4 protein-coding genes are annotated in these 13,140 nt (G+C 58.5%); 3 read left to right on the top strand and 1 reads right to left on the bottom strand.

The features are described from left to right. Nucleotides 1-240: 240 nt before the first annotated feature. Nucleotides 241-2,268: an AAA family ATPase gene (locus C6W55_RS07645; RefSeq protein WP_213483657.1), complete on the bottom strand. Its 2,028-nt coding sequence runs from the start codon at nt 2,266-2,268 to the stop codon at nt 241-243. 248 nt (nt 2,269-2,516) lie between these two features. On the opposite strand from C6W55_RS07645, the gene C6W55_RS07640 reads away from it, so the two are divergent. The 3 genes from C6W55_RS07640 to C6W55_RS07630 all read left to right on the top strand — a co-directional run bounded on the left by C6W55_RS07640 (nt 2,517) and on the right by C6W55_RS07630 (nt 13,054). Beyond that, on the top strand, nt 2,517-3,212 hold the full coding sequence (locus C6W55_RS07640; protein ID WP_015253716.1) for a copper amine oxidase: 696 nt from the start codon (nt 2,517-2,519) through the stop codon (nt 3,210-3,212). Between the two features lie 23 nt (nt 3,213-3,235). Then, nucleotides 3,236-5,062, top strand: coding sequence for a leucine-rich repeat domain-containing protein (locus C6W55_RS07635; RefSeq protein WP_286892181.1), 1,827 nt, complete (start codon nt 3,236-3,238; stop codon nt 5,060-5,062). 294 nt (nt 5,063-5,356) lie between these two features. Continuing rightward, on the top strand, nt 5,357-13,054 hold the full coding sequence (locus tag C6W55_RS07630) for an InlB B-repeat-containing protein (RefSeq protein ID WP_286892179.1): 7,698 nt from the start codon (nt 5,357-5,359) through the stop codon (nt 13,052-13,054). Nucleotides 13,055-13,140 lie beyond the last annotated feature (86 nt).

The raw sequence follows: 13,140 nt of genomic DNA, 5'->3' as shown, positions 1-13,140 counted from the left end.
GGTTGGGGTTTCGGCATGCGCCGGAGTCTTTGCCGTTTTTATGCGCTGATTTGGTGCAAATTTGCACTACATTTTGGACGAATTTCACGGGATCTGGTGAATATGGTGCAGATTTGCACCATTTTTTGCTGTTCCACCTTTTTCGGGCTTGATATGGTGCACATTTGCACCACGTTCCGCATCTCCACTACACGCCGGTCACCCCGGACTGGACACACAAAAGGGAGGCTGACCTGTGCGTCAGACTCCCCTGTAATATTGCAACGCGCGCGCAATCTCCCGAATCAGCTTGCTCAAGTAACGGTAGTAGGTGGACGACGGAAGCCCCAGCCGTTCGGCGACCACTTCATGCGTGCCGATCTTCTGCATGTAGGCGTAGTACAGAATCCGGGCCATCTTCCGCTCCTTCGGGGATCCGTGTTCCAGACGCCGCCATTCGCTGATGATCGTATTTTGCACATACCTTACCAGCTGGCTCAGACTGTAGTGCGTTCCCCATATGCGCTGACATTGATGCAGCACCGGTTCCCGAAGCTCCAGCTGCTTGAACGACGCAAGGAGTGTCTTGGCGATCTCCATCCACATTTCCGATGCTTCCTTGGGGTCCGGATTCCCGGCAGTGCGCTGCCTTGCATCGAGCTGAAAGAAATAGAAGCTGCAGCCGTCGTCCGAAGGGCAGAACGCTTCCGGCACTTCCCGGAACCCGACCAGTTTGGCCGCTTCGGTGAACTCGACCGACGGCATCATCATCGTGATCCGGTTGCCCGGAAGCTTGTTCTGCAGCATGTCGCGCAGCACCTGTCCCGCGAATCCCTGATCAAGCGGAGGATCGCTCGCGATCAGCCAATACAGCCAGTCGCAGGGTTCCGGCGGCGTGCAGGCGGAGAATGCCCGGGTTGCCGGGTTGCGGTCCAGCAACTCGCGGAAACGCGGATCGTCCAGCGGCAGCGCGGCGTAAAATCCGGCCAGCCGGCCTTCATCCTCGAAGACATGGATGACGGACGGATCGACGTTCCACACATCCGTCAGATATTGTTCCTGATGCGAAGTGTCCGGCAAGTTTTCCGGGTATGCGACGATGTGCTTCAGGTACATCTCCCGGAGAAGCGGGATATCTTCGCGTCTGGCGGGCCGGCCCGCCAAGTGCAGCCCATCGTCGTAGTAGATATAGCCGTGGATGATGTCGTTGTCGTGGAGAAACATTTTTCCGCTGCGCATCTCTTGCTGGACCTCGTTGGCCGACGATGCCGCGGCGGCTGTCCTGCGCTCCAGGATCTGCTCCGCCCGGAGCTTGTACTGCGCATAGGCTTCGGGAGAACGCCGCTTGAGCCCTTCCTTCGCCCACCTTCGGATGCCGTTGCTGACCGTCCAGCCGCCCTCGGGATTAACGCGGACGAACGAGGATTGGCACAGAAGCTGAAACTCGGCGGTGGGGATGGTTTCTCCCAGAATGTATTCCAGCATCTCGTGGTCAAACGTATAGACGAGCGATGCCAGATCCAGCAGCAGCCGGTTGACCCCGGACAGATTGTCCGGATGCAGGATCACCCGGTCGAACATGTCCAGCAGCGAGCGTTTGTCCGTCTCCGGACGCCATTTCCCGCCCCGCGAGCGGATGTCTTGACAGACGAGGTTGATCGCCAGGGGAACGCCTTCCGATACCCGGCCGATGAGATCGATCGTCTTCAGGTCCGTGATGCCGTGCGCGGCGGCATACCGGATCCAGTCCGCCTTGGGCAGCGGACCGAGGGGGATGTTCCGGATGAGATGCGCCCAACTGTCAAGCGTCTGCCAGCTGATCAGCGGCTGCCTGCCGGCGCTGAACACCAGGATGTCCGTGGACAGGGTCAGCAGCCATTCCTCGCGCAGCCAATACCCGATATCCGTCCATTCGCTCAGGCCGTCGAGCAGGAGCATCAGCCCCCCGTGTTTCCCCGCAACATGGTTCAGCGTATCCGCAAGACTCATGCCGGCCGACGGGCCGTCTTCCCCGACCGCAAGCTGCGCCAGTCTGCGGCGGACGGCCTGTTCGAATTGTTCCGGGTCGGCAAACGCCGGATTGGCTTTGACATAGATCGACGGGATCGAGCCGTTCATCAGGGCGAATTGTTGAAGCAGCGCGGTCTTCCCCATGCCGGCGGGACCGTGCACGTGAAGAATGCCCCAGCTCTCATTTTTTCGGGAGAGATGATCCGCCATCAGTGCCAGCTCATCCTTCCGGCCTACAAAACACCGCCTTTCGGACAGCAGATCGTGCACTTTCTTCATGACCTCTCTCCTTTCCCCGTCTGTATTTCTCATTATAAATGTCCCAATTCCGGATGGATATTGTACGAAATAAGGAATTTATCGCCAGATGGGGAGGGCTTTGGCGACAGTGACTCAAGTCCCATCCGCGCGCGGTGAAATTTCGGCGAGGGTGGCAGTGAAAGTGAGAGTCGGCTTCCCTTACGATGGGATCAGGATCGGCGGGACTGTTCCATAACCATTTCACCTTGATGGAGGTTGCATTGACGATGAAAACGCGCATGTTACTGACGGCGGTCATTTCGATGATGGTTGGCTTCTCGCTCTCGCTTACCGCGGCGGGGGATGCCCTGCTGCAAGAGGTGCGGGCCTATCTGAACAAGGAGATCGCCATTGTGCTGAACGGCGGACCGTGGGAAATGAACGTCGCCGGCGAGCGGCTCTATCCCATGACGTTCGAAGGCCGGACGTATCTCCCGGTGCGCGCCGTGGCGGAAGCGCTGAGCGTGCCGATCGCCTACGATGCGGCCAGCAAAACGATCTACATCGGCGAGAGGACGACCAAAGTGCCGGTCATCACCGAGAATTACCGGCCGGTGTCTTCGCGGATCATCAGCGACGCTTCGCAGCGGTTGATCAACGGAACCGACCACGGCACCGTGGCGCTGTTCGGAAACGTCATCAACTCCAACAGCTATATCCAGCTCGAGCCGGATGCGAAGTATTCCAAATTGGTGCTCTATGTCGATGTGGACGGCGACGACGTCGACCTGCGGATCGTGAACCGGAACGACCCGACGGGTACGGTCATCCTGAAGTCGGTCGTCGTGACGGAAGCCGACGGTCTGAAGGAGATCGAGGTGGACATCACCGGCATCCGGACGCTGTCCGTCGACGTCATGACGACCGAGCCGAACAAGTCGGCTGCGGTGCGCATCGCGGTGGACAAATCGTACTATCAATGAGATGGCGGAAGGGGGAGACGGAGGTGCGGCACCGACACCGATTAAGGGCATTGCTGGTGATTCTGGGCGCGCTGCTGATCGGCGCAGCCGGCTGGACCGGTACGGCCGCGGCTTCCTTGACGGGACCCTTGATCCCGCTTCCGGATATCCGGATTCCGCTGCCCGGTTCGGACCCGGTCGTGGAATTCCCGGATCCCATTCTGAAGCAGTGGGCGATCAAGGAACTGGGTGTCGAAGGCGATGTGATTCGCCAATCGGACATTGCCCGTTATTGCGAAGCATTCTCCCGTAAATGGGAACGCATCTTGACGATCTATTCCTCGGCGCCGGGGAAGATCCGGTCCCTTGAGGGCATCCAGGCGTTCAAGCCGTGCAACGTCGATTATCTGGTTGCCAGCAGATGGGAGATCCGGGATGTCACCCCGATTACGGAACTGACGACGCTCCGGGGCCTCGATCTGCAAGGAAATCTGCTGGAGGATATCCGGCCGCTCGGCAGCCTGACCGAGCTCAGAACGCTGATCCTGTCCGGCAATCGCATTGCTTCGCTGGACGGACTTGAAGGTCTGACCCATCTGGAGAGGGCGGAACTGCAAAATAACCGGATCGTGAACATTGACGTTGTGCGTAACTGGACTTCGCTCAGTGAGCTCAATCTGAGCGGCAATCCGGTCAGAAGCCTGGAATCGCTCACCGCAAACACGCTGCTCAGCCATTTGCATCTGAACCAGGTGAATTTGCGGGAAGAGGCCGAGCTTCGGCATCTCGGCCGTCTGACCAATCTGATCCAATTGTCGATCCGCAACAACGCCATTCACGATTTGACTCCGATCAGCGGACTGTCCCGCATGGTCGCGCTGGACGCGGGCGGAAATTTCATTGCCGATCTGTCGCCGATCGCATCGATGACGCAGATGAGGACGCTCAAGGTGGACGACAACCGGATCCGGGATCTCGAAGCGCTCAAAAACTTCTATGATTTGTTCATCCTCGATGCACAAGACAACTGGATCTCGAGCCTGAAGCCGATCGAGAACCTGGTTCCGCACGAAGTGTATCTCGCCCGCAATCGCATCGACACGGAAAGCGCCGACAACACGACGGTGATCAACCGCTGGCTGGTCAGGGGATCGACCGTGGATGTGAGCGATCAGAATCCCGGCAAACCGTACCCTTATGAGGACGAGGCAGCAGCGCCCGGCGGCGATCCCGATCCGGCGGCGGAGGACGGCGCGGGTGATCCGGGCGCCGGGTCCGGTGCGGGCGGCGCAGGCTCCGCCGGTCCGGATGCCGGCGGTCCGGCAGCTCCGCCTGACGACGCGGAAGAATGGGAAGATCTCCCGATCATCCGCGGCAGACACAACTTCACGGATATCGCGGGCCATTGGGCGGAGGCGGACATCCAGTGGGCGTACGAGCGCGGCATCGTGAACGGCATCGGGAACGGAAAATTCGATCCGACCGGCATCACGACAGAGGAACAGTTCCTCAAAATGCTGCTCATCACGATGCGCGGGCTTACCGAGGAACCGGTCAGCACGCCGTGGAGCCGGAAATACTACGAGTTCGCGCTGGCTTACGGCTATCCGGTATGGCCGGATCAGCGCGGCAAGCCGATCACGAGGCGGGCCGTGGCGGAACTGATCGCCGCCACGCAGGGCGAGCGTCTGACCGGGAACGACGCCATCCAGTATCTGCTGGACAAAGGGCTGTCGAGCGGCAAGACGTCGGCCACGATCGAAGGGTATTTCGGCGACGACTACCTGACCCGCGCGGAAGCCGTCCGCTTCATCCGGAATGTCATCTCGAAGGCGGAACACAAGACGCCGCAGCGGTTGAACGCGGTGTGAGCATGAGCGAACAGAGGGGAAAGCCCCTCTGTTTTTTTTTCTGTTCCGGAAATTTCCCGCTTGATCGGCACGTCTCCGGAAGGAAGATTAAGTTTTCTTTACATTCCGTCGCGGTTCGGCACGCTGTGATAGGATGAGGGGAACTTGCTTGACGGCGTGTCAAACCGGCCGCTTCTCCGGATGCGACGGAACAAGCGGTGCGGGACTACGGCGTATTGGCTCGATCTGGAGCAGAGAGGACGGGAGTTTGTGGGAAAAACTCTGGAACGGTTTTGGAAGGCGAATACACGGATTTTGGCATGTCTGCTGGTCATCAGCCTGCTGGCGGGCATGATGCCGGCGGAGCTGCTTCCGGTGCGGCGGGCGGCGGCAGATCCCGTCGACAATCGGGATCTGAACCTCACGGAATGGTCCGCGGTTGCCGATCCGGATGGCGGATTCGGAGATGTCAGCCCGGAAGACTGGTTCTACAACGCGGCCATCTATGTCGGGGAGAACGGCATTTTCAACGGAACGGGGGATGGCGCGTTCTCGCCCCGGGGTACGATGACGCGCGCGATGTTCCTGACGGCGCTGGGACGGATGGCGGGTGTGGATCCTGGCGATTATCCGGTCTCGTCCTATAGCGATGTGCCGGCGGATGCCTGGTATGCGCCGTATGTCGAGTGGGCGGCCCGGCAAGGGATCACCACCGGCACGGGCAGCGGCCAATTCGCGCCCAATGCGACCGTAACCCGGGAGCAGATGGTCACGATGATGCTGCGGTTCTTCGAGAGCTACGACATTCCTTATGACACCGGCAATGGCACGGATTCGGTTCCCGCGGATCTGGACAAGGTGTCGCCCTGGGCTGTTCAAGCCGTCACCAAACTGTGGCAGGCCGGCCTGTTCCAGGGGGACAGCAATGGCAACTTCAATCCGCAGTCCGAGGCGACGCGCGCGGAAGCAGCCGCCGTGTTCATGCGCAGCGATGCGGTGGTGCAGACGTGGCAGGAGAGCCAAGGGTCGCAGGGCGAAGAGCCGGGCAGCGGCCAGGATGACACCGAAGGCGACAACGGTGGTGACAATGGCGGCAGCACGGAGGGCAACGGTCCCGGCGGCAATTCCAACGGAGGCGGCAATGCCGGCGGAGGTGGAAACGGCGGCGGCAACCCGACCGCCCGATTTACCGTGGTGTTCGAAAGCAACGGCGGCACGGCGGTGGCGAATCAGACGGTGGCCGAAGGCAACAAGGCTTCGGCGCCCCCCGCTCCGGCGAAGAGCGGTTATGTGTTCGGCGGGTGGTACAAGGACAGCGCCCTCACGGCTCCGTTCGATTTCACGTTGGACACGGTAACGGGCAATATGACGCTCTATGCGAAATGGACGGAAGTGACGAAGAACCGTTACAAGGTCAAATTCGTCACGAACGGCGGCACGGCCGTCGCAGACCAGACGGTTCAGGAAGGAGCAGTCGCAGTCATCCCCTCCGCACCGACGCGGACAGGCTATACGTTCGCCGGGTGGTACAGCGACAGCAGTCTGACGACCCGTTACGGGTTCACGGAAGCCGTTGCGGCGGACATTACGTTGCATGCGAAATGGACGATCAACAGCTATACGGTTGTCTTCAACAGCAACGGCGGCTCGGCGGTCTCCAGTCAGACCGTGAATCACGGCAGTCCGGTCAGCGAACCTCCCGCGCCGACGCGGACCAGCCATACGTTCGACGGGTGGTACAAGGACAGCGCGTTCACGCAAAGCTACGACTTCTCGTCGGCCGTAACGGGCGATATGACGCTTTACGCGAAATGGACGATCAACCGCGTATCGGTCCGTTTCTATGACAGCGACGGCGTGACGCAGCTCACATCCCGCACGGTGGATGAAGGTTCGCGGCTCACGAATCTCCCTGCCCCGGTGAAGAATGGATACCTGTTCCTTGGGTGGTACAAGGACAAGGATCTGACGCTTGCATTCGCGGAAGGCAGCAAGATCAACAGTAATACGAAGCTGTACGCGAAATATATCGAGCTCGAAGACCCGAGCAACACCGTCATGAGCGTTCCCGTTTACTCGGTATTGGACGTGCCCGCCGATTTCACGATCGAGGTAAGCGACACGTCCGGCGAGCTGACGGCTGGCCAGGTGAAGGCGGGCATGACGTTCAAGGATATTGCGGATCCGGACTTCGTCGGAATTGAAGTGACCGCCGAAGGCGATCATTTCGTCGTCGCTTCCGCGGACAAGGACCAGCTGTTCTCGGAAGGCAACACGTACGAGCTGAAGCTTGTGGACGACAATCTCGTTTTCGTGGATCAGGACCCGACGACCCGCACCTATGTGTTCAGCGTCGCGAAGCAGGAAGTGCTTAAACTGACGTTCAATCCGGACATCATCTTCCTGCCTTTCGAAGAGGTCGAAGATATGGAGATTGACGGGGAGGATGTCGATTCCCCGTCCATTCCGGTCATGTCCGTGGTGACCGGCGGCAGCGGGATTTCACTGGCCGAAGCGGATGGCTTGAGCGGTACGTTCATTTATGACGGCAGCATTCCGATTCAAATCGGCAATGTGGCGGCCATCTACACGGGCGTGCGGCCTGACGAACGCACGCTTGCGAACGATGAGCTCGATGCCGGCGATGTGGCATATGTCCAGATTACGGGCAAGACCGGCACGAAGTACACGTTTGGCCGGGCGGATATCAAGCAGGTGCTCTTCACACCCGATATTCTGCCGATTGACAAAGATGACATTGTGGAAGAAGACGCGGACGCCCGCACCTTCAAAATCAATCTCGCCGACCTGGATTACAGCGATCCGGTGTTCGGGCACTACGGCCTGAGCGAAACAACTACCGTGGACGTCGGCGATTTTGTCGGATTCTATGACGGGGATTTCGCCCGGGAGGGTTCCACCGTATACGGATTCGGGCGCATCGAGTCTCTTGAGTCCGAGGCGGAATGGCTCGTGATTACCTATACGGAGGTCGGGATCGACGAAGTTGAGGATGCCCTCAAGGACGTCTTCAACATTTACCGGACGTATGTGATTGACGGTCAAATGCTGCTCTCGCAAGAAGACGCGGACTTGCTCGAAGGCCAGATCGCGCAGCAGGCCAAGGCGAGCGGATTCGCGGATGAAGCGGCGAAGTATTTGACCGGTCTGGTGATGGAGACGGAGACGTTCAAGTCCTACGGCGTGTCATCGCTTTCGGCAAGCAAGGTCAGAGTGGAGAACTTGACCGTTGTTCCCCGTGTCGGCGGCACGCAGAAGCTCGGAAAATCCGGCGTCGGCGTCACGCTTCAGGTGAGCTTCGACCTTGTCATTCCATTGGAGGACAACCAGTCGGTCCTTATCCATCTGACCAGTACATTCCTGGAGGAGATCGGGATCGAACACGATCTTGACGGGGATTTGCTCGACCACACGCATTATGTGGATACGATATTCGGCGAAGTGCCTTACTGGTATTGCATCGACGATTATGTCGTCTCGGCCAGAGTCGATGCCTTCACTTACACCTATATCGATGTCCATGCGGAGATTTCGACGGTCGAGGCCGGCGACCTGGCCGATGTGCTGCTCAACTATGCTGACGCAGTAACCATGGGCAAAGCGGGGCAAGTCCTGAGCATTGCCAATGAGCTCCAGGCACTCATTGACGGTGTGGAGGATACCGAAATCGACTCGGAGAAACTGCGGGAACGCTACCGCGAAATGCTCGAGAACGAGACGGAATGGGTGACGATCCTCAAGAAGCAGCTTTTTGAGGCAAGCTTCAAAGTGCTCGGCGGGATCATTGAAGTGCAGCTCAGCGCAGATTTTGTCATCAGCGCCAATATGAACCTGACAGTCGGCGTGCAGTTTGACTACAGGACGGCAAGACGCTATTCGGCCACCATCTATTTGTGGGGAAGCCGGGACTCGCGCACGGATTCGGTCAGCCTGCCGGGCGATGAGGACTACAGTTTCAAGTTCTATGTCCTGGGTACGCTCGGATTGCGCGCGGGCGTGCAACTGGAGCTGAAAGCCGGACTCTTCAGCGTCGACATCAACAGCATCGGGATGGCTGCGGAGCCCGGAGCGTACGTGCAACTGTGGGGCTACTTCTATTATGAGGTGGAACGGGCAAGCGGGCAGAAGCAGACCCGGTCGTCCGGCGTCCTGTTCCTGGAGTTCGGCATGTATGCGGAAGTCAAGCTGGGAGCTGCATTGCTGGACTTCTCGGCCGAATTGCCGTTATTTGAGGACACATGGCCGCTGCTTACGGCGGGGGATGAGAACAGTGTGCTGGATTTCGCCTATGCACAGGATGAAGCGGGCGCATTCAACATGACCGGATCGGTTCAATCCGTCCCCATCCCGGGCTCGCTGCTGACGATGCTGGAGTTCAATGTGAAAAGCGGCGAAGAGACGAAGGTATGGTTCGACAAGGGTTGGTTCGACATCCAGGTGGACGATCCGAACTTCCGGATCAACCGCAACACGCTCGCCGTCGAGGTGGTGGACCCGAGCGTTCCGGTTTCCGAAGGGAATCTGGTCATCACCTGGATAGGCACGCCGCTTGTCTTCTCGAGCGAGCCGATTCAGCGCACAATCCCGATCCTCTGGCTCGCCCGGCAAGGGGACTACGTTCTGCAGCTTCATCCGCAGAACGGCGGGATGACCGCGGTGCACGCGCTGGCGTACAGAGCTCCGGTCTCGGTGACCGAACCGGTCCGTGCGGGCTATACCTTCGCCGGATGGTATACGGAACCTGACGGCGGTGAGGAAGTGACCGTTCCGGACACGATGCCGGCCGAGGATTTGACGCTGTACGCGCACTGGACGGCGAATCCGGATACGCCGTACACCGTTCAACATTACCTGGTTGATCCGAACAGGCGGGACGCATCCGTCCTGGACCATACGGAGACCCGATATGGCACGACGGATACGGAAATCCGGTTCACGTCGACGAAGTACGAGAATGACGATTACGGTCCGGCCTCGGTAAGCGGCATATCGATCAAGGGCGACGGCTCGACGGTCGTCAAGCTCGAATATTACCCGGCAAGCTTCACCATGACCTTTGATTGGGGTTATGCGGGGGCACCGAGAAGCTCCATCACGGAACCGTTCGGCAAAAATATTGCGAGCCGCATCCCGACTCCGACGCGGTCAGGGTATACGTTCGCCGGCTGGTCGCCGGAAGTGCCGGGCACAATGCCGAAGGACGATGTCACGTATACCGCGCAATGGACCGCCAATGAGGACACGCCATACCAGGTGGTGTACCTGCAGCAAAATATCGGAGGCAGCACCTATACGGCGGTGGATAAAGAATGGCATCGCGGCAAATCGGGCGATCCGGTGGACCTCACCAACGAAACGCCCAGAGACTATGCGGGCTTTACGTTCGATCCCGCAAGCTCCAGGTTGACTGCGAACATCGCAGGCGACGGGTCGACGGAACTGAAGCTGTACTACAAACGCAACACATACAAGTTGATCGTCCATTACAACGTTCCCGGCATGACGGACGTTGACCGCGATACGCCGTACGGCGCGTCGCTTCAGCAATATCTCGGCACGCCGGAACGGACGGGCTACACGTTCACCGGATGGTCGAATACGCCGCCGACGGTCATGCCGGATGAAGATGTCGAAATCACCGCACAGTGGCAGCTGAACGAATACACGGTGACCTTCGACACGAACGACGGCGGAGAAGTGCCGGAACAGTCTGTCGGCTATGACGGCAAGGTGCAGGAGCCGGCACCGCCGACGAAGAATGGATATGCGTTCGGCGGCTGGTATACGGACAGCAACCTGCAGACGAAATACAATTTCAACACACCGGTAACGAGAGATCTTGTGCTGTATGCAAAGTGGCTGAATCGCTATACGGTAACCTTCATGAGCGAAGGCAGCTCGCTTTCGGTCCAGACCGTGACGGAGGGTGAATACGCACAAGAGCCGGAAGAGCCGACGAAGGATGGTTATGTGTTCGGCGGCTGGCACAAGGACGCTGAACTGCAAGAACCGTTCAACTTCGCAACCGAAGAAGTGATCGGCGATCTGACGCTCTATGCGAAGTGGACGGAGGAAGTCGTAAGCAACTATACAGTCGGCTTCCGGACCGACGGCGGAACCGGGATCGATGATCAAACTGTCAGGGAGAATGGCTTGGTGTCGCGACCGGCCAACCCGGTGAAGGAACACTATACATTCGAAGGCTGGTACACGAACAGCAGTTTCCAGGGAGATCCTTATAACTTCAGCACGCCGGTCACAAGTAACTTCACGCTGTACGCGAAATGGTCAATCGAACAGTTTACGGTGACGTTCGTTACCAGTGTTGGAACCGTTAATCCTGTACAGGTGAACTACAACAGCGCGGTTCAAGAGCCTGCCGTACCCGCGTCGGAAGATTACGCCTTCGAAGCCTGGTATACGGACAGCAGCTATGCGAACCTGTACAACTTCGACACGCCGGTGACGGGAGATGTGACGCTGTATGCGAAATGGGTGCAGCAATTCACGGTCACGTTCGTGACGAACAGCAGCTCGACGGTTGCTCCGCAGAAGGTGAAGTTCGGGTCTGCGGCGGCAAGACCGGATCCCGCGCCCGTGAAGGACGGGTATATCCTGGCCGGCTGGTATACCGACAGCAGTCTGGACGATGTCTATCGCTATGAATTCACCGAAGCGGTCACGCAAGCGATCACCTTGTATGCGAAATGGACGCTGAACAGCTACACGGTCACGTTCATCAGCAACGGATCAACGGTGGACAGCCAGGTGGTGGCCCCCGGCGGCACAGCCGCAATGCCGAGATCGCCGGTCTGGAACGGCTATACGTTCGAGGGCTGGTATCTCGATCCGGCCGATGAGCAAGCGTTCGACTTTGCAACTGCGGTGACGGGAGATCTTGTGCTGCAAGCGAAGTGGAGCATGTCGCCATGGGAGTACGTCAGCGACCCGTTCTATTTGAATCCATACGGGGAGTATAATTATTTCTCGTACTTTGAGCTGGCACTTGACCAGCAGGGCACGCTCTATACGGGATACCTCGAGACGCCCTACAGTTACGTCAAGACATTTACCGGCGGCATGTGGGAGAATGTCGGAGACCTTACGCCGGATTCCATCGGCAACTATACGCATATTGATTTCACGCTGGGTCCGGACGGTACGCCTTACATCGCTTACTATACGGGCGACCCGTGGGATCCAGAGGATATGCAGTGGGTCTATATAGCCGCTTACGACAAAGCGAGCAACACCTGGACCAGCGAGCCGATCTATAACAAATTTATGCCGAGCAGTTACGGCAGCATCGCGGTGGACAGTCAGAACACGCCGTATCTCGTCCTGTCCGACTATCCGTATGATGATTTCATGACCGTGCACAAGAAAGTCGGCGGCGTCTCGGTGAAGTTGACCGACGGAGAACCGTTCGGGAAGTCGGATTACAACACCATCCCGAACATCGTGATCGGTCCCGGCGACATCCCGTATGTGCTTTATGTGCCGGAGGGCGCTCAAACGGTCAATGTGTTGAAATACGGAGGAAGCGGCTGGGAGACGGTCGGCAGCCCGATTCAGGCAACGGAGCGCATCCTGTACGCCGACTTCGCTTTCGATCCGGGCAACAACCGTTTCTATGCGGCCTATGTGGACGGCTCGAATATTTACCTTAAGTTCTTCAATGAATTCAGCGGCGAATGGGAGTCTGTCGGCACACCCATCCAGTCTCGGATCGATTGGCTGGTCTCCGGCATCGACCTGGCCATTGACAACGCCGGCGTTCCTTACATCGCGTATCATGATGGAACAAGAGGCGATCGGGCTACCGTGGTGAAATACACCGGCACATGGAATTACGTCGGCAATCCCGGATTGTCCAACGGAAAGATAAACGGCGTCAACCTTGCGATCGATCCGGCGACGAATGACGTCTACATTATCTATGTGGAAGCGACGGATCAGAGAAGCCTCGTCGTGAAAAAGTTCAGTTCGTAAAGCACAAGCGGCATGTAGCGGCAGCCTGCTCCCCGGAGCGGGCTGTTTGCCGTTTGGTGGGCAATAAAGAAGTTGCGGGTGACACT

The sequence above is a fragment of the Thermobacillus sp. genome, assembly GCF_003390775.1.
GTDB lineage: Bacteria > Bacillota > Bacilli > Paenibacillales > Paenibacillaceae > Thermobacillus > Thermobacillus xylanilyticus.
The sequence above is the reverse complement of the archived record's forward strand: the minus strand, read 5'-3'. Positions and strand labels throughout refer to the sequence as shown.

What these genes read in the sequence shown, in the direction of transcription:
- C6W55_RS07645 (WP_213483657.1), bottom strand. Translation starts at nt 2,268, where the DNA reads ATGAAGAAAGTGCACGATCTGCTGTCCGAAAGGCGGTGTTTTGTAGGC.
- C6W55_RS07640 (WP_015253716.1), top strand. Translation starts at nt 2,517, where the DNA reads ATGAAAACGCGCATGTTACTGACGGCGGTCATTTCGATGATGGTTGGC.